This window comes from Stenotrophomonas maltophilia, assembly GCF_047497515.2.
GTDB lineage: Bacteria > Pseudomonadota > Gammaproteobacteria > Xanthomonadales > Xanthomonadaceae > Stenotrophomonas.
Window position 1 is genome coordinate 519,144 of record NZ_JAXAXL020000002.1, and the last position, 23,296, is coordinate 542,439.

23 protein-coding genes and 1 tRNA gene are annotated in these 23,296 nt (G+C 66.6%); 16 read left to right on the forward strand and 8 right to left on the reverse strand.

Translation table 11 applies throughout. The features are described 5' to 3' along the window. Nucleotides 1-23 precede the first annotated feature (23 nt). A complete protein-coding gene (gene hemN, locus ACMZPQ_RS06265; protein WP_197580103.1) occupies nt 24-1,433 on the forward strand; it encodes an oxygen-independent coproporphyrinogen III oxidase in 1,410 nt (469 codons plus the stop codon). A gap of 23 nt (nt 1,434-1,456) precedes the next feature. On the opposite strand, the gene ACMZPQ_RS06270 is transcribed toward hemN, so the two are convergent. After that, nucleotides 1,457-1,543 (reverse strand) — tRNA-Leu (locus ACMZPQ_RS06270). Between the two features lie 131 nt (nt 1,544-1,674). Here ACMZPQ_RS06270 and ACMZPQ_RS06275 point away from each other — a divergent pair. The 4 genes from ACMZPQ_RS06275 to ACMZPQ_RS06290 all read left to right on the forward strand — a co-directional run bounded on the left by ACMZPQ_RS06275 (nt 1,675) and on the right by ACMZPQ_RS06290 (nt 5,763). Then, nucleotides 1,675-2,109 (forward strand): BLUF domain-containing protein, encoded by a 435-nt coding sequence (locus tag ACMZPQ_RS06275; protein WP_197580104.1) that lies wholly within the window; start codon nt 1,675-1,677, stop codon nt 2,107-2,109. Between the two features lie 143 nt (nt 2,110-2,252). Next, nucleotides 2,253-3,539, forward strand: coding sequence for a nucleotide sugar dehydrogenase (locus ACMZPQ_RS06280; protein WP_197580105.1), 1,287 nt, complete (start codon nt 2,253-2,255; stop codon nt 3,537-3,539). Nucleotides 3,540-3,594: 55 nt separating this feature from the next. After that, nucleotides 3,595-5,217 (forward strand): glutamate synthase-related protein, encoded by a 1,623-nt coding sequence (locus ACMZPQ_RS06285; RefSeq protein WP_197580106.1) that lies wholly within the window; start codon nt 3,595-3,597, stop codon nt 5,215-5,217. 84 nt (nt 5,218-5,301) lie between these two features. Further along, entirely contained in the window at nt 5,302-5,763 is a 462-nt protein-coding gene (locus ACMZPQ_RS06290) for a GNAT family N-acetyltransferase (RefSeq protein ID WP_312645851.1), read from the forward strand. 104 nt (nt 5,764-5,867) lie between these two features. Here the strand turns inward: ACMZPQ_RS06290 and ACMZPQ_RS06295 are convergent, their stop codons facing one another. Further along, nucleotides 5,868-7,115, reverse strand: coding sequence for a TIGR03862 family flavoprotein (locus ACMZPQ_RS06295; RefSeq protein WP_197583632.1), 1,248 nt, complete (start codon nt 7,113-7,115; stop codon nt 5,868-5,870). After that, the gene (locus ACMZPQ_RS06300) at nt 7,102-7,536 is read right to left on the reverse strand and encodes an FKBP-type peptidyl-prolyl cis-trans isomerase (protein WP_008266124.1); all 435 of its coding nucleotides are present in this window, start codon (nt 7,534-7,536) and stop codon (nt 7,102-7,104) included. The genes ACMZPQ_RS06295 and ACMZPQ_RS06300 overlap by 14 nt, the downstream gene beginning before the upstream one ends. A gap of 70 nt (nt 7,537-7,606) precedes the next feature. Between ACMZPQ_RS06300 and ACMZPQ_RS06305 the strand changes: the two genes are divergently transcribed. From ACMZPQ_RS06305 to ACMZPQ_RS06320, 4 genes are all read left to right on the forward strand, one after another. After that, nucleotides 7,607-7,972 carry a DUF6164 family protein gene (locus ACMZPQ_RS06305; protein ID WP_008268110.1) on the forward strand — a complete coding sequence of 122 codons (366 nt, stop codon included), beginning with the start codon at nt 7,607-7,609 and terminating at the stop codon, nt 7,970-7,972. 282 nt (nt 7,973-8,254) lie between these two features. After that, nucleotides 8,255-9,022 (forward strand): sulfurtransferase, encoded by a 768-nt coding sequence (locus ACMZPQ_RS06310; protein ID WP_197583633.1) that lies wholly within the window; start codon nt 8,255-8,257, stop codon nt 9,020-9,022. 126 nt (nt 9,023-9,148) lie between these two features. Beyond that, nucleotides 9,149-10,144, forward strand: coding sequence for an LLM class flavin-dependent oxidoreductase (locus tag ACMZPQ_RS06315; protein WP_087922179.1), 996 nt, complete (start codon nt 9,149-9,151; stop codon nt 10,142-10,144). A 69-nt stretch (nt 10,145-10,213) separates the two neighbouring features. Then, nucleotides 10,214-10,711, forward strand: coding sequence for a pyridoxamine 5'-phosphate oxidase family protein (locus tag ACMZPQ_RS06320; protein WP_197583635.1), 498 nt, complete (start codon nt 10,214-10,216; stop codon nt 10,709-10,711). A gap of 88 nt (nt 10,712-10,799) precedes the next feature. On the opposite strand, the gene ACMZPQ_RS06325 is transcribed toward ACMZPQ_RS06320, so the two are convergent. Together ACMZPQ_RS06325 and ACMZPQ_RS06330 are read right to left on the reverse strand one after the other, a co-directional pair. Next, nucleotides 10,800-11,459, reverse strand: coding sequence for an exopolysaccharide biosynthesis protein (locus tag ACMZPQ_RS06325; protein ID WP_197583636.1), 660 nt, complete (start codon nt 11,457-11,459; stop codon nt 10,800-10,802). Further along, entirely contained in the window at nt 11,443-12,747 is a 1,305-nt protein-coding gene (locus ACMZPQ_RS06330) for a hemolysin family protein (RefSeq protein WP_312645860.1), read from the reverse strand. The genes ACMZPQ_RS06325 and ACMZPQ_RS06330 overlap by 17 nt, the downstream gene beginning before the upstream one ends. 292 nt (nt 12,748-13,039) lie before the next feature. Between ACMZPQ_RS06330 and ACMZPQ_RS06335 the strand changes: the two genes are divergently transcribed. After that, nucleotides 13,040-13,666, forward strand: a complete 627-nt coding sequence (locus ACMZPQ_RS06335; RefSeq protein WP_004152833.1) for a DUF47 domain-containing protein — start codon at nt 13,040-13,042, stop codon at nt 13,664-13,666. 13 nt (nt 13,667-13,679) lie between these two features. Continuing rightward, on the forward strand, nt 13,680-14,801 hold the full coding sequence (locus ACMZPQ_RS06340; protein WP_197583638.1) for an inorganic phosphate transporter: 1,122 nt from the start codon (nt 13,680-13,682) through the stop codon (nt 14,799-14,801). 220 nt (nt 14,802-15,021) lie between these two features. Here the strand turns inward: ACMZPQ_RS06340 and ACMZPQ_RS06345 are convergent, their stop codons facing one another. The 3 genes from ACMZPQ_RS06345 to parE all read right to left on the reverse strand — a co-directional run bounded on the left by ACMZPQ_RS06345 (nt 15,022) and on the right by parE (nt 19,207). Then, entirely contained in the window at nt 15,022-16,518 is a 1,497-nt protein-coding gene (locus ACMZPQ_RS06345; protein WP_197583640.1) for a S10 family peptidase, read from the reverse strand. Nucleotides 16,519-16,628: 110 nt separating this feature from the next. Continuing rightward, nucleotides 16,629-17,207 (reverse strand): GNAT family N-acetyltransferase, encoded by a 579-nt coding sequence (locus ACMZPQ_RS06350; protein WP_197583641.1) that lies wholly within the window; start codon nt 17,205-17,207, stop codon nt 16,629-16,631. Nucleotides 17,208-17,317: 110 nt separating this feature from the next. Beyond that, entirely contained in the window at nt 17,318-19,207 is a 1,890-nt protein-coding gene (parE, locus tag ACMZPQ_RS06355) for a DNA topoisomerase IV subunit B (RefSeq protein WP_197582938.1), read from the reverse strand. 159 nt (nt 19,208-19,366) lie between these two features. On the opposite strand from parE, the gene ACMZPQ_RS06360 reads away from it, so the two are divergent. The 5 genes from ACMZPQ_RS06360 (at nt 19,367) to ACMZPQ_RS06380 (ending at nt 23,258) form a co-directional block, all read left to right on the forward strand. Further along, nucleotides 19,367-19,600 (forward strand): hypothetical protein, encoded by a 234-nt coding sequence (locus tag ACMZPQ_RS06360; RefSeq protein ID WP_006431442.1) that lies wholly within the window; start codon nt 19,367-19,369, stop codon nt 19,598-19,600. Nucleotides 19,601-20,000: 400 nt separating this feature from the next. Further along, nucleotides 20,001-21,665 carry a CTP synthase gene (gene pyrG, locus ACMZPQ_RS06365; RefSeq protein ID WP_040008072.1) on the forward strand — a complete coding sequence of 555 codons (1,665 nt, stop codon included), beginning with the start codon at nt 20,001-20,003 and terminating at the stop codon, nt 21,663-21,665. A gap of 89 nt (nt 21,666-21,754) precedes the next feature. Next, nucleotides 21,755-22,585, forward strand: a complete 831-nt coding sequence (gene kdsA / locus ACMZPQ_RS06370; protein ID WP_006431480.1) for a 3-deoxy-8-phosphooctulonate synthase — start codon at nt 21,755-21,757, stop codon at nt 22,583-22,585. Further along, a complete protein-coding gene (locus tag ACMZPQ_RS06375; protein WP_197582939.1) occupies nt 22,582-22,929 on the forward strand; it encodes a hypothetical protein in 348 nt (115 codons plus the stop codon). The genes kdsA and ACMZPQ_RS06375 overlap by 4 nt, the downstream gene beginning before the upstream one ends. Then, a complete protein-coding gene (locus tag ACMZPQ_RS06380; protein ID WP_197582940.1) occupies nt 22,929-23,258 on the forward strand; it encodes a hypothetical protein in 330 nt (109 codons plus the stop codon). Before ACMZPQ_RS06375 ends, ACMZPQ_RS06380 begins: the two co-directional genes overlap by 1 nt. Nucleotides 23,259-23,296 lie beyond the last annotated feature (38 nt).

A 23,296-nucleotide genomic window follows, 5' to 3' on the forward strand; every position in this document is an offset into this window, starting at 1 on the left:
CCGCTCGGCGCGATGCTGGCGGCATGGACACGTTCTCTCCCGCTGCTGGCGGCCTGGCCTGGACCTTCGACCCCGACCTGCTGCGCCGGCACGACCGGCCCGGGCCGCGCTACACCTCGTATCCGACCGCGCCGCATTTCCACGATGGCTTCGACGCGCCGGCACTGCGCCAGGCGATCGCCGACAGCAACCAGCGGGCCCGCGCGCTGTCGCTGTACGTGCACGTGCCGTTCTGTTCCAGCCCGTGCTTCTACTGCGGCTGCAACCGGGTGATCACCCGCGATCGCGGCCGTGGCCACAGCTACGTCTCGCGTGTGCTGGCCGAGGCCGATCTGCTGGCCCCGCAGTTCGAGGACGGCCGCGAAGTCATCCAGCTGCATCTGGGCGGGGGCACGCCGAACTTCCTCGATGCCGAGGCGATGACCACCCTGGTGGAAGGGCTGCGCCGTCGCTTCGATTTCAGTGATTCATCGCAGCGTGACTTCTCGATCGAGCTCGACCCTCGCTTCATCGATACGCACGACGTGGCGATGCTGGCCCGGCTGGGCTTCAACCGGGCCAGCCTGGGCGTGCAGGATTTCGATCCGCACGTGCAGGAGTCGATCAACCGCGTGCAGGGCGTGCAGCAGACGCTGGATATCCTGCAGGCCTGCCGTGACAGCGGCATGCGCTCGGTCAACGTCGACCTGATCTACGGCCTTCCCGGGCAGAGCCTGGAGGGTTTCGGCCGCACCCTTGAGCGGGTGCTGGCGCTGCGCCCGGATCGCCTGGCGGTGTATGGCTACGCGCATCTGCCACACCTGTTCCGCGCGCAGAAGCAGATTGACGAGAGCCGGCTTCCCTCTCCGGAAGACAAGCTGGCGCTGCTCGGGCTGGCGGTGGAAAAGCTGTCCGCTGCAGGCTATCAGTACATCGGCATGGACCACTTCGCATTGCCGGAAGAGGATCTGTCGCGCGCGCAACGTGCCGGCCAGCTGCACCGCAACTTCATGGGTTACACCACCCATGCCGATACCGATCTGCTCGGCCTTGGGGTCAGTGCGATCAGCCACATCGGGGCCACCTACAGCCAGAACCCGCGCGACCTGCCGTCATGGGAAGACGCGGTGGACCAGGGCCAGCTGCCGGTCTGGCGTGGCGTTGCGCTCAGTGCCGACGACCAGCTGCGTGCCGACCTGATCCAGCAGTTGATGTGCCAGGGCGAGGTCGATGGCGCCGCACTGGGCCAGCGCCATGGCATCGAGTTCGAGCAGTACTTCGCCGAGGACCTGAGCTCGGTGCAGCGCCTGCAGGAAGACGGCCTGGCCGAATACCGTGACGGTGTGGTTCGCGCCAGCGAGCCGGGGCGGCCGCTGCTGCGGCTGCTGGCGATGTGCTTCGATCCGTATCTGCGTGCTGCACACGCGCAGCCGCGCTATTCGCGTGCGATCTGAATGCTGGTTGCGCCGTGCGCGCGTGGTGCCCGGAGCCGGAATCGAACCGGCATGGGGTCGCCCCCGGCGGATTTTAAGTCCGATGCGTCTACCAGTTTCGCCATCCGGGCCTGCAACGCGGCGCCGATTGTAGCCCAGCTGCGGCGCGCCAGCAGAAATACAGGAGGGAGGCCACCTGCTTAACTGTTTTCCCTGTTCATGTCATAGTCCCAACCATCGTTCCCAGGGGGGGAGCCACCTGATGTCGCTGCACGCGATTGCCTATGCCAGTGAGGCCCGCGCCGATCTGCACACAGCCGATCTTGATCGCCTGCTGGCTGATGCCACGACGTTCAACCGTGTAGCGGGTGTCACCGGTGTCCTGATGTTCGATGGCGGCCGCTTCCTGCAGTACCTGGAGGGTCCTGAAGATGGCATCGATTCGGTGTTCCAGCGCATCGTCAACGCGCGCAGCCATGCACAGGTGAAGGTGTTGTGCCGCGCACCGGTGGCGCAGCGCGTGTTCCCGCGCTGGTCGATGGGCACGCGGCGGATCGAGGCGGACCTGCTGGAACAGATCATCGAAGCGGCCTGGCCGGGCTTCCTGCTTGGCAACGGCGGTTTCGAGCGCATGCTGCTGGCCTGGACCGGCGCTGACGGCGAACTGGAACCTGCAGCGGTGGCGCTGGGCTCCTGAGCCTGCCTTGGCGGCGGAGCGTCGGGGCCGTTAGGCTGTAGCCTTTCTGGTGTGGGTTTTCCCGGAGTGGTACAGCGAATGAGTGGGTTGGCCGAAGCCATGGCAGCGCGCCTGCGGTTTGATCCGGTGCAGGGGATGTGCCGATGAGTGCGCCCGTGGCGGCGGCGATGGCGCCGCGGTTCGCGGTGATTGGTCTGGGCTACGTCGGCCTGCCGCTGGCCGTGGCCTTCGGCCGGCATTGGCCGACGCTGGGCTTCGACATCGATGCCAGCCGCATCGCCGAGCTGCGCAGTGGCCAGGACCACACCCTTGAGATGGAGGCCGACGAGCTGGACGGCGCGCAGCACCTGCAGTACGGCAGCGACCCGGCCCTGCTCGATGCCTGCAACGTCTACATCGTCACCGTGCCGACGCCGATCGATGCCTACGAACAGCCGGACCTGGAACCCTTGCGTTCGGCCAGCCGGTTGATCGCCCGCCATCTGCGCGCGGGCGACCTGGTGATCTACGAATCCACGGTCTATCCCGGCACCACCGAAGAGGTCTGCGTGCCGTTGCTGGAGCAGGGCTCGGGGCTGCGCTTCAACGACGACTTCTATTGCGGCTACAGTCCGGAACGGGTCAGTCCCGGCGACCGCCAGCGGCGGCTGACCGACATCCGCAAGATCACGTCGGGATCGACACCGCAGGTCGCTGAGGTCATCGATGCGCTGTACCAGCGCATCATCGCGGCGGGCACGTTTCCGGCGCCGTCGATGCGCGTGGCCGAAGCGGCCAAGGTGGTCGAGAACATCCAGCGCGACGTCAACATCGCGCTGGTCAACGAACTGGCGCTGATCTTCGACCGGCTCGGCATCGATACCCAGGACGTGCTCGATGCGGCGGGCAGCAAGTGGAATTTCCTGCCGTTCCGGCCCGGCCTGGTCGGCGGCCACTGCATCGGCGTGGACCCGTACTACCTGCTGCACAAGTCCGAGAGCGTGGGCTACCACCCGGACCTGATCCATACCGCGCGGCAGGTCAACAACCGTGTTGGCGAACACGTGGCAGCCCGCGTGCTGGCGATGCTGGCCGAGCGCGGCCGCACGCCCGCACAGGCACGCATCCTGGTGCTGGGCGTGACCTTCAAGGAAGACTGTCCGGACCTGCGCAACAGCCGCGCACTGGAACTGGCGCAGCGCCTGCACGAGGCCGGGGCCGAGGTTGAAGTCAGTGACCCGTGGGTCGGCCCGGCGGCGTTGGCCGAGGCCGGTGTGCAGTGGCTGGCTGAGCCGGTTCCCGGCCGCTACGACGCGGTGGTGCTGGCGGTGGCCCATGCCCGTTTCAAGGCGATGGATGAAGCCCACATCCGGGCCTTGCTGGCGCCGCAGGGGCTGGTCTACGACGTGAAATCGGCCTGGCCGCGCAACGTGGTTGATGATCGCCTGTAAACCCGGCAGACGGGCAGCGCGGTAGACTCGGGGGCAGTTGCAACCGAGGAAAGCCATGCACCGGTATATCGTCTACCTGCTCGCCATCCTGATGTTCCCGATATGCCTGTGGTTGGCCACGATCTGGCCGGCCTGGTACTGGGGCGTCGGCCTGACTGCGGCGATGGTGGCGCTGGGAACCTGGGATCTGCTGCAGAAGCGCAGCACGCTGCGCCGCAACTATCCGGTGATGGCTCATTTCCGCTACGGCCTGGAATCGATCGGCCCGGAGATCCGCCAGTACTTCGTGCAGAGCGACCTGGAAGACGTGCCGTTCTCGCGGCAGCAGCGGGCGCTGATCTACCAGCGCGCCAAGAACGAGATGGACACCGTGCCGTTCGGTACCCTGCGCAGCACCTACGCGGTGGACTATGAGTGGATCAACCATTCGCTGGCGCCCACGTCCATCGCCAAGCATGATTTCCGCGTGCTGATCGGCCCGAACTGCGCCAAGCCCTATTCGGCCAGCGTGTTCAACATTTCGGCAATGAGCTTCGGCTCGTTGTCGGCCAATGCGATCCGCGCGCTGAACGAAGGTGCGCGCCGTGGTGGCTTCTACCACGACACCGGCGAAGGCTCGATCTCGCCCTACCACCGCGAGATGGGGGGTGATCTGGTCTGGGAGATCGGCTCGGGCTATTTCGGTTGCCGCGACGAGAAGGGCGGCTTCAGCGAAGAACGCTTCGTTGCCAATGCCACCCATGACCAGGTCAAGATGATCGAGATCAAGCTGTCACAGGGTGCCAAGCCGGGCCACGGCGGCGTGCTGCCGGCACCGAAGGTGACCGCCGAGATTTCGGTGACCCGTGGCGTGCCGATGGGCGTGGACTGCGTGTCGCCGTCGCGCCACTCGGCGTTCTCGACGCCGGTTGAACTGCTGCAGTTCGTCGCGCGCCTGCGCGAGCTGTCCGGTGGCAAGCCGGTCGGCTTCAAGCTGGCCATCGGCCATCCGTGGGAGTGGTTCGGCATCGCCAAGGCGATGCAGGAAACCGGCCTGCTTCCCGACTTCATCGTGGTCGATGGCGCCGAGGGGGGCACCGGTGCGGCACCGGCCGAGTTCGTCGACCACGTCGGCGTGCCGATGCACGAAGCGCTGCTGCTGGTGCACAACACCCTGGTCGGCCTGGACCTGCGCGAGCGCATCCGCATCGGTGCGGCCGGCAAGATCACCAGTGCATTCGACATCGCGCGCACCATCGCGCTGGGCGCTGACTGGTGCAATGCCGGGCGTGGCTTCATGTTCGCGCTGGGTTGCATCCAGTCGTTGAGCTGCCACACCGACAAGTGCCCGACTGGCATCGCCACCCAGAATCCCGCGCGCTGGAAGCATCTGGACGCGCCAGACAAGGCCACGCGCGTGCACAGCTACCACGAGCACACGCTGCATGCCCTGAAGGAGCTGCTGTGTGCGGCCGGCCTGAACGACCCCGCAGAATTGGGCCCTGAGCACATCCTGCGTCGCGTTTCGCCGGTGGAGATCCGTTCGCTGGCCTCCCTGTACCGCTACCTGGAACCGGGCGAGCTGTTGCACAAAGTGCCCGACCACGCGGTGTTCCATGCATTCTGGGCCGATGCGCGCAGCGACTCGTTCCAGCCGCCGCCGAAGATCCAGGCGCTGCGCGCCAGCAAGTCGCGGTAACGGCCGTTGTGGAGTCGAGCCCTGCTCGACTGCGTGTCCGGAACGAAGAACAGTCGAGCAAGCTCGACGCTACAAGGAGATGTCATGCAGTTCAGGACAGGCACGGCCGATGATGTCGCCACGCTGTGGGCGCTGCGCACGCGGTGCGTGCGCGAGACCTGCAGCAGCCATTACCCACCTGAGGTGATTGAGCCCTGGTCGGCGTCGCCACCGCCGTCGCAGTACGCGCGGTTGCTGGGGCAGGGCGGCTGCGTGGTGGCCGAGGATGCGCAGGGCACCCTGCTCGGGTTCGGCGTGTTCGATACCGACGCCAATGAAGTCGATGCGCTGTTTGTCGATCCCGACCGTGGCGGCAAGGGGATCGGCCAGGCCCTGATGCAGCGCCTGCTGGCGATGGCCGATCGTGAGCGCGACGTGGTGCTGTCGGCCTCGCTCAATGCCGTGCCGTTCTATCAGCGGCAGGGCTTCATTGCCGTGCGTGAGGAGGCCTACCCGCATCCCAGTGGCGTGGCGCTGGCTTCGGTGAGCATGCGCCGGCCGTGGTGACCGGTGTGTAGGGCCGGGCCCACGCTCGGCTGCTTTCGTAGAGTCGAGCTTGCTCGACTGCTTTTCCATCCGGTCGAGCATGACTCAACTCTACAGGGCAGGTCCTACCGCCCGGCCAGCCACTCGATCACGCCTTCCGCCGCACGCAGGCCGCTGGCGTAGCAGGCCGTAAGAAGGTAGCCGCCGGTCGGGGCTTCCCAGTCCAGCATTTCGCCGGCGCAGAACACGCCGGGCAGTGCCTGGATCATCAGGCCATCATCCAGCGCGCCCAGGCGTACGCCGCCGGCCGTACTGATGACCTCGGCCATCGGCCTCGGCCGCAGCAGGCGCAGTGGCAGACGCTTGAGCGTGGCCACCACCGCAGGCAGATCGTTGCCTGCCTCCTTGCCCAGCATTTCGAACACCAGCGCCGCCTTCACCGCATCCAGGCCCGCTTGGCGACGCAGGTGCTCGCCGAAGCTGCGGCCTTTGCGCGGACGCGACAGGTCGGCCAGCAGGCGCGCCTCGTCGCGGCCCGGCACCAGATCCAGCCACAGCATGGCGTGGCCATCGCGGTTGATGGTCTCGCGCAGGTCAGCCGCCAGCGCGTAGATCAGGCTGCCCTCGATACCGTACTCGCTGGCCACGCACTCGCCCTGCATCGACTGCGGCTGGCCCGCGAGGTCGATCCAGTGCGCCACGACGGCCTTCAGCGGCGCGCCGGCACTGCGTTGGGCGAAGAATGGAGTCCAATCCACATCGAAACCGCAATTGGCCGACTGCAGAGGCGCAATGTCCACGCCACGCGCCTGCAGGGGCGCGACCCAGGCGCCATCACTGCCCAGCTGCGGCCAGCTGCCGCCGCCCATCGCCAGTACGGTGGCATCGGCGTGGACATCGATTTCACCCGCTTCGGTGGCGAAGCGCAGCGCACCGTCGTCGCTCCAGCCGATCCAGCGATGGTTGGCATGCAGGCGCACGCCCTGTTCCTTCAACCGCCGCACCCAGCCGCGCAGCAGTGGCGCGGCCTTGCGATCCACCGGGAACACGCGTCCGGAGCTGCCTATGTAGGTTTCCACGCCGAAACCGGCGGCCCAGTCACGCAGTGCCTGCGCGTCGAAGCCGTCCAGCCACGTGCCCACGGCAGACGCCTGCTCGCGGTAGCGGCTGTCGAACAGCGGGCGCGGATCGGAATGGGTGAGGTTGAGCCCACCCTTGCCGGCGATCAGGAATTTGCGGCCGGGCGAACCCTTGGCCTCGTACAGGTCGACATCCAGCCCGGCCGCACGCAGGCGCTCGGCGGCGAACAGGCCGGCCGGGCCACCGCCGACCACGGCAACCCGACGGCGCGTTGCGGTATTACGGTTTGACATCGAGCAGCTCGACGTCGAACACCAGCGACGAGCCGGCCGGGATCGGGCCGACCCGGCGGTCGCCGTAGCCGTAGTCCGGCGGGATCATCAGCGTGCGCTTGCCGCCGACCTTCATGCCGGCCACGCCTTCATCCCAGCCACGGATGACCTGGCCGGCGCCGAGCGCGAAGGTGAACGGTTCGCCACGGCCGACCGAGCTGTCGAAGGTCTTGCCGTGCTTGTTTTCGGTGCGGTTGTCGTAGATCCAGCCGGTGTAGTGCACGGTGACCTTGCTGCCGGCGACAGCCTCGGCACCGCTGCCGGGCACGCTGTCGATGCGCTCGAAGGTGGTCAGGGTGCCACCCGGCGGCGGGCCGGAGGGCTCGGTCGAGCAGCCAGCGGCGGCGAGGGACAGCAGCAGGGGAAGCAGCAGGCGGCGCATCGGGCGTCTCCGGAAGGGCGCAGGGCGAGGGCGGCAAGGGTAGCGCATCGGTGCCGGGTATCATGGGCGCATGGCAAAACTTCTGCTCAATCTGCGCAACGTCGGCGACGACGAATATGCCGATGTCTGCACGCTGCTGGACCAGCACGGCATCGCCTGGTATCGCACCGAACCCAGTCCCTGGGGCATTTCCAACGGCGGCCTGTGGCTGCGCGAGGACGCCGATCATCCGCGTGCGAAAGCGCTGATGGCGGAGTATCAGGCAGCGCGCGGCGTGCGCGTACGTGCCGAACGCGAGCAGGCGCTGCGTGATGGCACGGCGGAGACCTTCGGCAGCCTGTTGCGGCGGCGCCCGGTGTTCGTGGTGCTGGTGTTGCTTGGTATGGCGGGCGCGGCGGCGCTGGTGCTGCTGCCGTTCATGCTGTTGCGGGGGTAAAGGGGGCGTCCGGCCGGGTTGCACCCGGCACCCGGCACCCGGCACCTGGCACCTGGTAGTGCCGGCCGCTGGCCGGCAACAGCAAAGGCAACAGCGGGAGTTCCGTGAAAGGGCAGGGCGGTGTGGGCAGGCGGGACACGCCGTAAACCCATCGATGGCGCCAACGGCCCCGCCTGCCCACACCTTCACGCCTCTGACAGGTTCATGAGCTTTGTAGATCCACGCCATGCGTGGATGAACGGTAAATCGGATCCTCCGGCGGTCTGGCGCTAAAATGGCAGGATGATCGCCAATACCGCTGCCTACCATTTCGCCGTCATCGACGCTCCCCAGACTCTCTGCGACCAGTTGCTGGCGCGCGCGGAGGCGGCGGGGCTGCGGGGCACGATCCTGGTGGCGGGCGAGGGGCTGAACCTGTTCCTGGCTGGTGCGCCGGCGTCGGTCGAGGGCTTCTACGCGGCGCTGCACGCCGATGCGCGTTTTGCCGATATGCGGGTCAAGACCAGCCTCAGCGAGCACCAGCCGTTTGCGCGGCTGAAGGCCAAGGTGAAGGAAGAGATCATCAGTTTCCGCCGCGATGACGGCCAGCCGCTGGAGTACCCGCGCGCTCCGGCGGTCGATCCGGCCACGGTGCAGCGCTGGCTGCGGCAGGGCCACGATGACGCCGGCAAGCCGGTGGTGATGCTCGACACCCGCAACCTGCAGGAGGTGGAGTACGGCACCTTCAAGGATGCGCTGGTGCTGCCCATCCACAAGTTCACCGACCTGCCCGAGGCGCTGGCGCCGCACCGTGAGGCGCTGAAGGACAGCACCGTGGTCAGCTTCTGCACCGGCGGTATCCGTTGCGAGAAGGCCGCGCTGTGGATGGTCAACGACGGCATGGACAACGTGCTGCAGCTGGACGGCGGCATCCTTGGCTATTTCGAAGACGTCGGTGGCGAGGGCTACGAAGGCCGCTGTTTCGTGTTCGACGAGCGCGTGGCGCTGGATGCCGAGCTGAAGCCGATGGTCGACCAGCCGTTGCCCGAGCCGCGCCCCAGCGCGTTCTGACCGCGCCACGGGCCATGTCCGGCGTGTCCTGAACCCATCCCGCAGGAATCAGCATCCTGCCACCGTCACTGGCCGCCGTGCCTGGCTGACCCCATGCATGGGGAATCCTGTGACGGAAAACCGCTGATGATCCCGTTGTCGATTCTCGACCTGGCCCCGGTCTGCGAGGGCAGTGACACCACCGCCGCCTTCGCCAACATGCTGGAACTGGCCCAGCACGCCGATGCGCTGGGCTACCGCCGCTACTGGCTGGCCGAACACCACAACATGCCCGGCATCGCCAGCGCGGCCACCGCCGTGCTGATCGGGCATGTAGCCGGTGGCACGAAGCGTATCCGCGTCGGTGCCGGCGGCATCATGCTGCCCAACCACGCGCCGCTGCAGGTGGCCGAGCAGTTCGGCACGCTGGCGTCGCTGTATCCGGACCGCATCGACCTTGGCCTGGGCCGGGCGCCCGGCACCGACCAGCCCACCGCGCGCGCCCTGCGCCGCTACTTCGACAGTGCCGACCAGTTCCCGCAGGACGTGCGCGAGCTGTTGCACTACTTCGAGCCGGTTCAGCCCGGCCAGGCCGTGCAGGCGGTTCCCGGTGGCGGCCTGCGCGTACCGACCTGGATCCTGGGTTCGAGCCTGTTCGGTGCGCGCATGGCCGCCTCGATGGGCCTGCCGTACGCATTCGCCTCGCACTTCGCGCCCGACGTGATGGACGAGGCGCTGGCGGTCTATCGCCGCGAGTTCCGTCCTTCGGCCACGCTGAAGCAGCCGCACGCGATGCTGGCGCTGAATGTCGTCGCCAGCGACAGCGAAGCCGAATCGCGCCGCCTGTTCACCAGCCAGCAACAGAGTTTCGTCAACCTGCGGCGCGGCCGGCCGGGCAAGATTCCGGCGCCGATCGACGACATCGAAACCTTCTGGGAACCGCATGAAAAGCTGGGCGTGGAGCGGGCATTGGCCTGCACCGTGCTGGGTGATCCGCAGCAGGTGGCCGACGGCATCGCCGCGTTTGTCGAGCGCCACACGCCCGACGAACTGATGCTCACTGCCAACCTGTATGACCACCGTGCGCGGCTGCGTTCGTTCGAACTGGCCATGCATGCCTGGCACGCCCGCCACGCGGGCTGAACAATTGCGTCACGGCCTATTGCGATCGATGCGCGTCTGATGGGGGCCCCACACCGATGGAGCCCCCTCATGGCCGATACGCGCGCCGAACACATTGCCCAGCTGGCCGAACTGATCAAGGATGTGGAGGTGGCGATGTTCACCACCACCGGGGTTGATGGCCGCCTCTACAGTCGGCCGCTGGCCACCCAGCAGGTCGCCTTCGACGGTGACCTGTGGTTCGTCATCACCGCCGACAGCCCGAAGGTGGCCGAGATCGCGCTCGATCCGCGGGTCAACGTGGCCTACGCCTCGCCCTCGAAAAACACCTATGTGTCTGTGTCAGGCCGCGCTCGCGTGGTGGATGATCGCGCGAAGATCGAGGAACTGTGGTCGCCGGCGATGAGGCTGTTCTTCCCCGGCGGCAAGGAGGATCCCAACCTGCGCCTGATCCATGTGCGGGCCGATTCGGCCGAGTACTGGGATGGCCCGGGCACGCTGCTGGGCAAGGCGCTGACGTTCGTGCTGTCGGCGGTGCAGGATGATCCGGGGCAGTTGGCCGACAACGGGTTCATCGACCTGCGGTGAGAGCTTCATCCACGCATGGCGTGGATCTACTGCATCCCGGTAGATCCACGCCATGCGTGGATGGGGCAACCCCGATGAATTCCGGTGCTCAGAACCAGCGCTGGAACAGCTCCACCGTGTAGCCGACCAGCTGCCCGGAACTGAAGCCGAAGAACGCGATGGCCGCCAGCGCGGCAATCCAGTTGAACAGCATCAGCGCGCCATCACGTTCCAGCAGTGCCAGTGCGAACAGCAGCAGCTGGAAGCCGAACAGGAAGTTGGTGAACGGAATCGGCAGCGACAACAGAACGCCCAGCAGCACCAGCAGCAGGCCGGTGAAGGCGTGCGCGGGCAGCGGAACCAGCAGCTGCGGAAGGCGCGGCTTCAGCATCTTGTCCAGGCGCCGCAGCGGCCGGTCGATGCGGTCGAGGAAGCGGTGCATGGTGCCGCGCTTCGGCCCGCGGCGGGCGATGAAGCCGGGCAGCCACGGGCGGCGCAGGCAGCACAGCATCTGCAGGCCGATCAGGATCACCAGCGGGCCACTGACCGCACCACCCATGCCCGGAATGGGGATGAACGAGGGCAGGATCGCCACGAACAGGAACACGCCGAACGCGCTCTGCTGCAGGTTGCAGAGAATCTGGCCGAGCGGCATGTGCTGGGTGGGCTCGCCGGAGGCGAACATCTCCAGCAGGGTGCGGATGCCCTCGTTGCGGTAGGCCGGGCGCTCAACGCCCGGACCCTGGCCGGACTCAGGCGGTGAGCTCATCGGCCTGCTCGTCGGACAGCGTGCGCAGCAGCAGTTTGTCCACGCGCGCACCGTCCAGATCGACGATCTCGAAGCGCCAGCCGGCCCAGTCGAAGTACTCGCCCGCATGCGGAATGCGGCCGAAGTAGTGGATGCACATGCCGGCCAGCGTGTAGTAGTCGCCATCCTCGGCATCGGGCAGGTCGTTGCTGCCGATCAGCTCGCGCAGGTCCTCGATCGGCAGCGAGCCATCCACCAGCAGCGAGCCATCCTCGCGGGTCACCACCAGCGCATCCTCGTCGGCGTTCTCCACCGCCTGCAGGCGGCCGACCACCGCGCCCATCAGGTCGCTGATGGTCACCAGGCCCTGGATCTCGCCGTATTCGTCCACCACCAGTGCCATCGACTGCTGTTCCTCGCGGAAGATCTCCAGCAGCTTCATCGCGTGGGTCGATTCGGAAACGTACAGCGGTTCACGCAGGGTCTGGAACAGGGCGGTGTCGCCGCGCGCCATGCGCGTGGCCAGCGATTTCAGTTCAAGCACGCCGACCACGTCCATGTCGTTGTCGCGGTACACCGGATACCGTGAGAACTCGTGCTCGGCCATGATTTCCAGGTTGCGCTCCAGCCCACCCTGGGTGTCGAGCCACGCAATGCGGTTGCGTGGGGTCATCAGGCTGTCGGCGGTGCGGTCGCCCAGGCGCATGACACGGTTCATCATGTCGCGCTCGTGGGCGTCGATCACGCCGGCCTCGTGGCTTTCGGCCACCAGCATGCGGATCTCTTCTTCGGTCACCGAAGCGACTTCATCCTTGCCCAGGCCGAACAGGCGCAGCACCAGCTGGGTGGTCTTGGAAAGCAGCCAGACGAAAGGCAGGGCCAGCTTGGCCAGCCAGCTCATCGGCATCGCCACCAGCCCGGCAATGGCTTCCGATCGGGTCAGCGCCAGGCGCTTGGGCACCAGCTCGCCGAAGATCAGCGTGATGAAGGTGATCAGGCTGACCGCCAGTGCGGTGCCGACGTTGCCAGCGTACGCAAAGCCCGGCATCAGGCCCTGGATCCAGCCGGCGAAGGCCTCGCCCAGCGCTTCACCGCCGAGGTAGCCGGTCAGCACGCCGATCACGGTGATGCCGATCTGTACGGTGGACAGGAAGCTCTCCGGCTTCTCGGACAGCTCCAGCGCCTTGGCGGCCCGCTTGGAGGTGGCGGCCATCTGCTTCAGGCGGCTCTTGCGCGAGGTCATGACCGACATCTCGGACATGGCGAAGAAGCCGTTCAGCAGAACAAGCGCGAAGACAATCAGGATCATTTCAAACACGGGCATCGTCCCCGGTTGGTGGCAGGGAGGGCGGGTGCTTGCGATGGCGGCTGGCGCTCAGGAGCGGGGTCCGGCGCGGCGCTGGGGGGTAAGGGTCGTCGTCCATAGGGTGCGCCCGAAGGCGCGCTGGCATCTTAGCAAAGGGGCATGGCCGCGTGGCAACTGCCTGTTCAGGTTGGGGGTTCCAAGCCCCGTAACGGGGGCGGGGATACCCGAGATGGTCATCTAGCCGTCATAATTCCGTCTGGTGCCGTCCTTCCCGCGACGGCTGACAGGTTTCTCAATGTTCTCTCTGCAGACCATTTTCGGTTCCGGCAAACAGTTCTACACCCTGCTCGATGAGGCCGCCGTCGCGGCTTCCGACGCCGCCAAGGCGCTGCATTCCATGCTGCGCGAGGCCGACCGCCAGCCGGCGCTGGATGCGTTCAAGCTGGCCCGCCTGCGCGAGCGCGCGGCCTCGGACAAGATCAGCCAGGCGCTGGTGGACAGCTTCATGACCCCGATCGAGCGCGAAGACATCGAAGCGCTGGGCTCGGCCCTGTACAAGATTCCCAAGCAGATCGAGAAGTTCGCCGATCGCTATTCGCTGGCCACGACCCACCTGGAGCACATCGACTTCGCGCCGCGCGCGGCGATGCTGGAGCAGGCTGCCGGCGTGGTGGTGGAAATGGTGGCCGACCTGCGCCACATGAACCTGGACCGGATGACCGCGCTGAACGAGAAGCTGCGCTCGCTGGAGAACGAGGCCGACCGCCTGATGCTCGAGTTGTACCGCGACATCTATTCCGGCCGCCTGGACAACCTGCAGATGTTCCTGCTGAAGGAGTTCTTCGAGATCCTGGAAAAGGCCATCGACCGTTGCCGCGAGGCCGGCGTGGTGGCGTACCAGATCGTGTTGAAGAACAGCTGACGGACGCCGCCGCATGTTGACCCTTGTCCTGGTGGTGATCCTGGCCGCGCTCGTCTTCGAGTTCATCAACGGCTTCCACGATACCGCCAACTCCATTGCCACCGTGGTCGCGACCAAGGTGCTCTCGCCCGGCTGGGCGGTGATGCTGGCCGCCTTCATGAATCTCCTCGGTGCGCTGACCGGCACCGCGGTCGCGCTGACCATCGCGTCCGGCCTGCTCAACACCAATGTCGTCGATGTCACCCCGCAGGTGATCCTGTGCGCGCTGCTCGGCGGCATCATCTGGAACCTGATCACCTGGTGGAAAGGGCTGCCGTCCTCGTCCTCGCACGCGCTGATCGGTGGCCTGTGCGGCGCCGGCCTGGCCGCGGCCCACAACAACTGGGATGCGCTGATCTGGTCCGAGCGCCTGGGCAGCTGGGCGCAGAACAAGGGCCTGCTGTGGAAGGTGTTCGTGCCGATGATCACCTCGCCGATCGCCGGTTTCCTGCTGGGCATCGTGGTGATGGTGCTGTTGTGGGGCCTGATTGCCGGCCTGGCCAAGATCGGTGGCGCCATCGGCCGCCTGGCCCGTCCGCGCATCGTCAATGCGTTCTTCGGCAAGGCCCAGATCGCCTCGGCGGCCTACATGGGCTTCGCCCACGGCCACAACGACGCGCAGAAGACCATGGGCATCATCGCGATGACCCTGATCGGTGCCGAAGCCACCGGCGCACTGAACGACCTGCCGTCCTGGCTGGCCTTCATGCACCCGGACGCGCATGCCGGTGACGGCATCGCGATGTGGATCGTGCTGACCTGCGCCGTGGTGATGGCCGCCGGTACCGCCTCGGGCGGCTGGAAGATCATCAAGACCCTGGGCCACAAGATGGTCAAGCTGCACCCGATCCATGGCTTTGCCGCGGAGACCAGCTCGGCCACCATCCTGACCCTGGCCGCCCACTTCGGCATGCCGGTCTCGACCACGCACAGCATCTCCACCGCGATCATGGGCGTGGGTTTCGCCAAGAACCCGCGCTCGCTGAAGTTCGGCGTGATCGAGCGCATCGTCTGGGCCTGGATCCTGACCATCCCGGCCGCCGGCGGCTGTGCGTACCTGATCCTGAAGCTGTTCGAGATGTTCGGCTGGACCTGATGCCAGCGGCCCGATAAACGAAAAAGCCCGCCGGATCCCGGCGGGCTTTTTTCATGGGCAAAGAGTTTTCCGCATCCAGCGTGTCGACCAAGGTCGGCACCCACCAACAGCAGACGATCGACCACCTCGCCAATCTACGGAAACCCGACTTTTGACGTTGCCGTTGGTGTTGCTCTTGATCTGGCGGGTGCCGGGCCGCAGGCCCGGCTACCATCACACCTCAATTACGCTGGAACAACGCCTGCACATCCCTGCGGAATGCCGCCTGGCTGTCCGCGCGGCTGTAGAACATGTGCCCGCCCGGATAGCTGCGTACCTGCACCCGGTCCGGGTTGCTGCCCATCGCCGGCATCTGGTCCACCGTCAGGATCGACCCCATGAAGGGGCACGACAGGTCGTTCCAGCCATGCACGATCAGCACCTGCAGGTGTGGGTCGATCGCCACTGCCTGGCGCAGCTGGGTCACCGCACCCTGGCGCAGTTCGCCGTTGCGGTCCCACAGCCGGTTCACGTCATAGTTCAGCGCCTGGTAGCGCGCATCCACCTTCCAACCGACCACGCGCGTGACGAAGTCGACCATCGCCGTGGTGGTCGGCGCGATGATGCTGTCCAGCAGTGGATCGTTGGCGCGCTGCTCCGGATCGTTCGGGAACGGATCGAATGCGGTCACGTTGGAATCGTAGCGGCTGCCCAGCGTGCCCTTGTCGCGGAACACTTCGCGCAGGTAGGCCTGCGTCTCCAGCCGACCGCCGGCGCGGCGCACGAACTGCGGGTCCAGCCCGGTCAGCTCGGTCACCCGGCGCAGCATCGCTTCGGTCGCCTGCGGATCGCTGCGGCCCTTCATCAGCGCGGTCGCGTAGTCGCCGCGGGTGTATTCCACCACCTCGCGCATCGCCGCGTCGGTCAGCCTGCCCTGGCGCTCCAGGTGCGCGGCGGCGATCGACGGCAACGTCTGCATCCAGGCCATCGGCGAAACGTCGGCGTTGTCTTCCAGGGTCGGGCTCAGGTAGGGCGACACCAGCACCAGGCCGTTCATCGCCACGCCCAGCCGGGTCTGCAGGAAGTGGGTGATGCGCGGGCCGCGATAACCGCCATAGCTCTCGCCGGTCAGGTACTTGCGCGACGCCATGCGCTGGTTGCGCAGCAGCCAGTCGTAGATCGAGCGCGACAGGTACTCGATATCGGCACCGGGGTTGTACAGCGCTTTCTTGGCTTCGTCGTCGCCGATGCGCGCGCGGCTGAAGCCGGTGCCGACCGGATCGATGAACACCAGATCGGTGAAGTCCAGCCAGGTGCCGGGGTTGTCGTGCAGCGTGGCCGGCGCCGAGGCGCTGTCGCCTTCCGAACCGAAGGTCACCACCTTGGGCCCGATCGCACCCATGTTGAGGTAGACCGACGACGCGCCGGGGCCGCCATTGAGCGCGAAGGTCACCGGCCGGTCCTTGCCCGGCATCGTGTAGGCGGTGAACACCACATCGGCGATCACCTTGCCCTGTGCGTCGCGCACCGGAAGGGTGCCGACGGTGGCGGTGTAGTCGAGGGTGCGCCCGGCCAGGCGCATGCTCTGGCGCGCGGAGGCATCGGGGGGAAGGGCAGGCGCCTCGGTCTTGCCGTCCTTCGGATCGGGCTTGTCGTCGGCGGCCGGCGCAGCCAGTACGCTGGCAGGGGCAATGAGCAGGCCGACGCAGAGCGCGGCGATATGCAGCAGGGACTTCATGGCACCGTTTCGGCAGCGGAAGGGGGTTCCGATGCTAGGCCGGGGGAGGGCCGCGCTGTATGTGTCCAAAGGCATGTCCGCGGGCTGTAGCTCCCAGCAGCCAGATTGGGTCAAGCGGGCAGGGCGGCCGCCGCTTCGTCGTGGGCCAGCAGGCCGTAGACGGCCGAGTCCGAGAGTTCGCCCTGGATGCGCCAGCGCTGCCGCAGCACGCCTTCGCAGTGGAAACCCAGGCGCTCCAGCACGTGCGCGGATGCGGCATTGCGCGGATCGATCTCGGCTTCGATGCGGTGCAGGTGCAGCGTGCGGAACAGGTAGGCCAGCACATGCTGCAGGGCTTCGTGCATATAGCCCTGGCCTTGGCGATCGGGGGCCAGCAGGTAACCAATCTCGGCGCGGGCGGCATCGCGGTCGACCGCAAACACCACGCAGATGCCCAGCAGCGGGCCCTCCAGCGTTTCGCGCACGGCCAGCTTCAGCTGAGTGCCGATGGCGTGTGCGGCAAGGTCATCGTCGATCTGCTCGCGGGCTTCTGCCGGCCGGGTCCACGCCGAGTGGTTCCACCAGCGCATCACGTCGGGGTTGGACTGCAGCGTGAACAGTGCAGCGGCATCGTCACGGCGGATCGGGCTCAGGACCAGCCGCGCGCTGTGCAGCGGCAGGCCGGGGAACAGCAGCGAGTGGCTGGCCAATACGGTGGTCCACACGGGTGGACGGGCATTATGGCGCCGCCGGGTTTGCCGATGGGGGCGGGATGAGTCCTGCCGCCAACCGGTAGTGCCGGCACTACCAGAGGACGGCGTCAGACTTCCAGCGAAGCCAGGTCGCCCTTCGATTCCAGCCAACCCTTGCGGTCGGAGGCGCGCTTCTTGGCCAGCAGCATGTCCATCAGCGAACTCGTCTGCTCTCGATCGTCCACGGTCAACTGCACCAGGCGGCGCGTATCCGGGTGGATGGTGGATTCACGCAGCTGCGGCGGATTCATCTCGCCGAGGCCCTTGAAGCGGGTCACGTTGATGGCGCCCTTGATCTTCTCGCGTTCGATCTTGTCCAGCATCGAGCGCTTTTCTTCCTCATCCAGGGCGTAGAACACCTGCTTGCCCACGTCGATGCGGAACAGCGGCGGCATCGCCACGAACACGTGGCCGGCATCGACCAGCGCCGGGAAATGCTTCAGGAACAGCGCGGTCAGCAGCGTGGCGATGTGCAGGCCGTCCGAGTCCGCGTCGGCCAGGATGATGACCTTGCCGTAACGCAGGCCGCTGATGTCATCCTTGCCCGGGTCGCAACCGATGGCGATGGCCAGGTTATGCACTTCTTCCGAGGCCAGCACGCTGTTGGAGGACACCTCCCAAGTGTTCAGGATCTTGCCGCGCAGCGGCATGATCGCCTGGAAGTCCTTGTCGCGGGCCTGCTTGGCGCTGCCGCCTGCCGAATCACCTTCCACCAGGAACAGCTCGGTGCGCGACAGGTCCTGGCTGATGCAGTCGGCCAGCTTGCCGGGCAGGGCCGGGCCCTGGGTGACCTTCTTGCGGACGACCAGCTTCTCGGTCTTCAGGCGCGCGCTGGCGCGCTCAATGGCGATCTGCGCGATCTTTTCGCCCAGTTCCACGTTCTGGTTCAGCAGCAGGCTGAACGCATCGTGGGCGGCGCCTTCAACGAAGCCGGCAGCCTGGCGCGAAGACAGGCGTTCCTTGGTCTGGCCGCTGAACTGCGGATCGGTCATCTTCAGCGACAGCACGAACGACACGCGGTCCCACACGTCTTCCGGAGCCAGCTTGACGCCACGCGGCAGCAGGTTGCGGAAGTCGCAGAACTCGCGCAGCGCTTCGGTCAGGCCGGTACGCAGGCCGTTGGCGTGGGTGCCATGCTGCGCAGTGGGAATCAGGTTGACGTAGCTTTCCTGCACCAGTTCACCTTCCGGCAGCCAGGCCACGGCCCAGTCCACCACTTCGGTGTCCTTCTTCAGGTTGCCGACGAACAGGTCGGCCGGCAGCGATTCGCGCTCGCCCAGTTCCAGCTTCAGGTAATCGCGCAGGCCGTCTTCGTAGTACCAGGTATCGACTTCACCGGTGGCTTCGTCGGTCAGCTTGACGGTCAGGCCGGGGCACAGCACCGCCTTGGCGCGCAGCAGGTGCTTGAGTGCGCGCACGGCGAACTTCGGCGTATCGAAGTACTTCGGGTCCGGCCAGAAGCGCACGCGGGTACCGGTGTTCTTCTTGCCGACGCTGCCGAGCACTTCCAGCGGGGTGGCGCGGTCGCCGTTGCGGAAGGTGATGCGGTGTTCGGCGCCTTCGCGCTTGATGTGCACTTCCACCAGGGTCGACAGCGCGTTGACGACGCTGACGCCGACGCCGTGCAGGCCGCCGGAGAAGGTGTAGTTGTTGTTGTTGAACTTGCCGCCGGCATGCAGCCGGGTCAGGATCAGCTCGACACCCGGAATCTTCTCTTCCGGATGGATGTCCACCGGCATGCCGCGGCCGTCATCGCTGACCTCAACGCTGCCGTCCTTGTACAGGGTGATCTCGATCGAACGGGCGTGGCCGGCGAGGGCCTCGTCCACCGAGTTGTCGATCACTTCCTGCGCCAGGTGGTTCGGGCGCGCGGTGTCGGTATACATGCCAGGACGGCGCTTGACCGGGTCAAGGCCGGACAGGACTTCAATATCGGCGGCGTTATAGCGTGCGTTCATCTATCTTCAAAGCGCGGAGCGACGCGCAAGTGTGCGGTGTGGGCGGGGAATTTGCACGCCTGCGGTTCAGCCTCGGCGCCACGGAGGGGGTAAAATGACAGTCGCTGGAATCTGAACGCCGGCGCCCCCATGTCCAAGCCATACCGCGAGGAGGACCTCATGAAGAAGTTGCTGACCATTGCGATCCTGGCCGCTGCCGCTGTTGCAGTGCCGCTGGTGGTGGCGCAGAACGCCGGCCAGCCGGCCCCGCAGCAGGGTGACCAGGCCGACAAGGCGCAGGCCGAGGCGGATGCCAAGGCCAAGCGTCGCGCGCAGGCCACTGCCGAAATGAAGGCGCAGGGCCAGCCGGCCCCGCAGCAGGAAGAGGAAGAAGAGGCGCGGAAGAAGAAGTAATACGTCTGCCTTCTGAAGCCCTTGCCACAAGGGATTCGCCCCCCGACGCCCCGCCCTGCGGGGCGTTTCTTTTGGGTGATGGCCGCAACTGCCCCTTGGGTTGGCGGCCATCAATCTGTAAACTACGGCTTTCCGGGAGTAAGTGCGTGTCCACCCTTTGCGAATGGGCTGGCGCGACCATGCGTGGTCGCCAGCAATGCGGGTCGCAGGTGACGGTCGATAGGGCCGGCACGGCCGCCCCGACCTCGCACGGTGGTCCCCGTCCGGCGCCTGCCGCCGCACGGTCCAGCACCTCCCTCGCTGCCCCAGCGAACCGGAAAACCCCCTTCAGGCTCCATGCCCGCCCTCCGGGCGCGCGTGGTGCTGCCGTTTTCCATTTCCAGACAGGATGCTTGCAGCCATGACTCCCTTGATTTTCGTAACCGGCGGCGTGGTGTCCTCGCTCGGCAAAGGCATTGCCGCGGCGTCACTGGCCGCCATTCTCGAAGCCCGTGGCCTGAAGGTCACGATGATGAAGCTCGATCCGTACATCAACGTCGACCCGGGCACCATGAGCCCGTTCCAGCACGGTGAGGTGTACGTCACCGACGACGGCGCCGAGACCGACCTCGACCTGGGCCACTACGAGCGCTTCGTGCGTACCCGCCTGAGCCGCAAGAACTCGGTCACCACCGGCCGCATCTACGAGAACGTGATCCGCAAGGAACGCCGCGGCGACTACCTCGGCGCGACCGTGCAGGTCATTCCGCACATCACCGACGAGATCCGCCGCTGCATCGACGAAGCCACCGAAGGCTACGACGTGGCCCTGGTCGAGATCGGCGGCACCGTGGGTGACATCGAATCGCTGCCGTTCCTGGAAGCGATCCGCCAGGTGCGTACCGAGCGTGGCCCGGAAAAGGCGCTGTTCATGCACCTCACCCTGGTGCCGTACATCGGCGCCGCTGGCGAGCTGAAGACCAAGCCGACCCAGCACTCGGTGAAGGAACTGCGCTCGATCGGCATCCAGCCGGACGTGCTGCTGTGCCGTTCCGAGCAGGCCGTGCCGGATTCGGAGCGCCGCAAGATCGCGCAGTTCACCAACGTTTCCGAACGCGCCGTCATCAGCGTGCCGGACGTGGACGTGCTGTACCGCATTCCGTCCGGCCTGCATGCGCAGGGCCTGGACGAGATTGTCGTCAACCAGCTGAAGCTGGCCGACAAGGCCGGTCCGGTCGACCTGTCGATGTGGGAGGACGCGGTAGACGCGACCCTGCACCCGCTGGACGAAGTGACCATCGCCGTGGTCGGCAAGTACGTCGACCACCAGGACGCCTACAAGTCGGTGGGCGAGGCACTCAAGCACGGTGGCCTGCGCCAGCGCACCAAGGTCAACCTGAAGTGGCTGGAAGCCCAGGACCTGGAAGGCACCGACATGGCCGCGCTGGCCGACGTCGACGGCATCCTGGTGCCGGGTGGCTTCGGCGACCGTGGTTTCGAAGGCAAGGTGCTGACCTCGAAGTTCGCCCGCGAGCAGCAGGTGCCGTATTTCGGCATCTGCTATGGCATGCAGGCGGCGGTTGTGGATTACGCCCGCAACGTCGTCGGCCTGGAAGGCGCCAACAGCACCGAGAATGATCGCCAGTCGCCGAACCCGGTGATCGGCCTGATCACCGAATGGCGCACCGCCACCGGCGACGTCGAGAAGCGTGACGACAAGAGTGACCTGGGCGGCACCATGCGCCTGGGCCTGCAGGAACAGCGCCTGAAGCCGGGCACGCTGGCCCGTGAGCTGTACGGCAAGGATGTGGTCGCCGAGCGCCATCGCCATCGTTACGAGTTCAACAACCGCTACCGCACCCAGCTGGAAGATGCCGGACTGGTCATCGCCGGCAAGTCGATGGACGACACCCTGGTGGAAGTGGTCGAGCTGGCGCGCGATGCGCACCCGTGGTTCCTGGCCTGCCAGGCGCACCCGGAGTTCCTGTCCACGCCGCGTGACGGCCACCCGCTGTTCATCGGTTTCATCCGGGCTGCGCGTGAGCGCAAGGCCGGTGGCAAGCTGCTTTCCGAAGTGCGCGCCTGACTTGTGAATGGGAGCTTCGGCCCCCATCCTGCCTGCTTCAACCCCCAGCGCACCGGCATGGCCGGTGCCGCGGACAACAAGGAAACGCCATGAAACTGTGTGGATTCGAGGTCGGGCTGGACCAGCCCCTGTTCCTGATCGCCGGCCCCTGCGTGATCGAGTCGATGCAGCTGCAGCTCGATACCGCCGGCAAGCTGAAGGAGATCACCGACAGGCTCGGCGTCAACTTCATCTTCAAGTCCAGCTTCGACAAGGCCAACCGCACCTCGGGCACTGCGTTCCGCGGCCCGGGCATGGAAGAGGGCCTGAAGGTGCTGGCCGAGGTGAAGAAGCAGATCGGCGTGCCGGTGCTGACCGACGTCCACGAATACACCCCGATGGACGAAGTGGCCTCGGTGGTCGACGTGCTGCAGACCCCGGCGTTCCTGGTCCGCCAGACCGATTTCATCCGCAAGGTGTGCTCGGCCGGCAAGCCGGTCAACATCAAGAAGGGCCAGTTCCTGGCGCCGTGGGACATGAAGCCGGTCGTGGAGAAGGCCAAGGCCACCGGCAATGAGCAGATCATGGTCTGCGAACGCGGTGCCAGCTTCGGCTACAACAACCTGGTCAGCGACATGCGTTCGTTGGCCGTGATGCGCGACACCGGCTGCCCGGTGGTGTTCGACGCCACCCATTCGGTGCAGCTGCCGGGCGGGCAGGGCACCAGTTCGGGCGGCCAGCGCGAGCACGTGCCGGTGCTGGCCCGTGCCGCGGTGGCGGTGGGCATCTCCGGCCTGTTTGCCGAGACCCATCCGGATCCGTCCAAGGCCCTGTCCGATGGTCCCAACGCGTGGCCGCTGGACCAGATGGAAGCGCTGCTCGAGACCTTGATGGAGCTCGACGCGGTGACCAAGAAGCACGGCTTCTCGCGCTTCGCGTGAGCCGTGATCCGTGGGTGGCGCTGGAAACCCAGCGCCGCCGCCGGCACTGGAAACAGTGGCCGTGGGGCCTGATTGCACTGGGCCTGGCCGTGTTGTTCACGGTGGGCATGTTCGGCCTGGTGCTGATCGGCGCCGCGTCGGTGCGGCCGCCCGGTGATGGCGGCAGCGCGATCAACCTGCGCGCATATTTCATCGCATTGCTGGTGGCGGAGCTGCTGGGTGCCGTGGGCTGCGTCGCGTCCGCCGTACTGGCCTGGCGCCTGAATCGCGGCAAGGTGGCGGCGGGCCTGGCGATCATCCTGCTGTCGCTGTGGCTGGGCGCATTGTTCTACGGTCTCCTTTGATGAATACGAACGCGTTGGCACGCGGTTGGCCCTGGGGCCTGATCGCGCTGGGGCTGTCCGTGCTCGCCTGGACCTCCCTGCTGCTGGGCGTGCTGGCCTTTGCGGCCAGCTTCGGCTCGCCGGGAGATGGCAACCACGGCATGCGGGCGATGCAGTACTGGATTCTGGCTGCTCTGGTCATGCTCGGCCTGTCGTTCGTCGGCAGCCTGGTGGCGATGGTGCTGGCCTGGCGACGGCAGCGTGGACCCGTCTGGGCAGCCATTGCCGGTGTGTTGCTGGTGATGCTGCTGTCGCTGGTCCTGATCGTGATCGGGTCCAGCTGGGGCTGATGCCGATCAGGCCATTTGGCAAGTGGCGGGCAGCCGGG

Excerpts from the sequence above, each read along its gene's own strand:
- hemN (WP_197580103.1), top strand. The coding sequence starts at position 24 with ATGGACACGTTCTCTCCCGCTGCTGGCGGCCTGGCCTGGACCTTCGAC.
- ACMZPQ_RS06275 (WP_197580104.1), top strand. The coding sequence starts at position 1,675 with ATGTCGCTGCACGCGATTGCCTATGCCAGTGAGGCCCGCGCCGATCTG.
- ACMZPQ_RS06280 (WP_197580105.1), top strand. The coding sequence starts at position 2,253 with ATGAGTGCGCCCGTGGCGGCGGCGATGGCGCCGCGGTTCGCGGTGATT.
- ACMZPQ_RS06285 (WP_197580106.1), top strand. The coding sequence starts at position 3,595 with ATGCACCGGTATATCGTCTACCTGCTCGCCATCCTGATGTTCCCGATA.
- ACMZPQ_RS06290 (WP_312645851.1), top strand. The coding sequence starts at position 5,302 with ATGCAGTTCAGGACAGGCACGGCCGATGATGTCGCCACGCTGTGGGCG.
- ACMZPQ_RS06295 (WP_197583632.1), bottom strand. The coding sequence starts at position 7,115 with ATGTCAAACCGTAATACCGCAACGCGCCGTCGGGTTGCCGTGGTCGGC.
- ACMZPQ_RS06300 (WP_008266124.1), bottom strand. The coding sequence starts at position 7,536 with ATGCGCCGCCTGCTGCTTCCCCTGCTGCTGTCCCTCGCCGCCGCTGGC.
- ACMZPQ_RS06305 (WP_008268110.1), top strand. The coding sequence starts at position 7,607 with ATGGCAAAACTTCTGCTCAATCTGCGCAACGTCGGCGACGACGAATAT.
- ACMZPQ_RS06310 (WP_197583633.1), top strand. The coding sequence starts at position 8,255 with ATGATCGCCAATACCGCTGCCTACCATTTCGCCGTCATCGACGCTCCC.
- ACMZPQ_RS06315 (WP_087922179.1), top strand. The coding sequence starts at position 9,149 with ATGATCCCGTTGTCGATTCTCGACCTGGCCCCGGTCTGCGAGGGCAGT.
- ACMZPQ_RS06320 (WP_197583635.1), top strand. The coding sequence starts at position 10,214 with ATGGCCGATACGCGCGCCGAACACATTGCCCAGCTGGCCGAACTGATC.
- ACMZPQ_RS06325 (WP_197583636.1), bottom strand. The coding sequence starts at position 11,459 with ATGAGCTCACCGCCTGAGTCCGGCCAGGGTCCGGGCGTTGAGCGCCCG.
- ACMZPQ_RS06330 (WP_312645860.1), bottom strand. The coding sequence starts at position 12,747 with ATGATCCTGATTGTCTTCGCGCTTGTTCTGCTGAACGGCTTCTTCGCC.
- ACMZPQ_RS06335 (WP_004152833.1), top strand. The coding sequence starts at position 13,040 with ATGTTCTCTCTGCAGACCATTTTCGGTTCCGGCAAACAGTTCTACACC.
- ACMZPQ_RS06340 (WP_197583638.1), top strand. The coding sequence starts at position 13,680 with ATGTTGACCCTTGTCCTGGTGGTGATCCTGGCCGCGCTCGTCTTCGAG.
- ACMZPQ_RS06345 (WP_197583640.1), bottom strand. The coding sequence starts at position 16,518 with ATGAAGTCCCTGCTGCATATCGCCGCGCTCTGCGTCGGCCTGCTCATT.
- parE (WP_197582938.1), bottom strand. The coding sequence starts at position 19,207 with ATGAACGCACGCTATAACGCCGCCGATATTGAAGTCCTGTCCGGCCTT.
- ACMZPQ_RS06360 (WP_006431442.1), top strand. The coding sequence starts at position 19,367 with ATGAAGAAGTTGCTGACCATTGCGATCCTGGCCGCTGCCGCTGTTGCA.
- pyrG (WP_040008072.1), top strand. The coding sequence starts at position 20,001 with ATGACTCCCTTGATTTTCGTAACCGGCGGCGTGGTGTCCTCGCTCGGC.
- kdsA (WP_006431480.1), top strand. The coding sequence starts at position 21,755 with ATGAAACTGTGTGGATTCGAGGTCGGGCTGGACCAGCCCCTGTTCCTG.
- ACMZPQ_RS06380 (WP_197582940.1), top strand. The coding sequence starts at position 22,929 with ATGAATACGAACGCGTTGGCACGCGGTTGGCCCTGGGGCCTGATCGCG.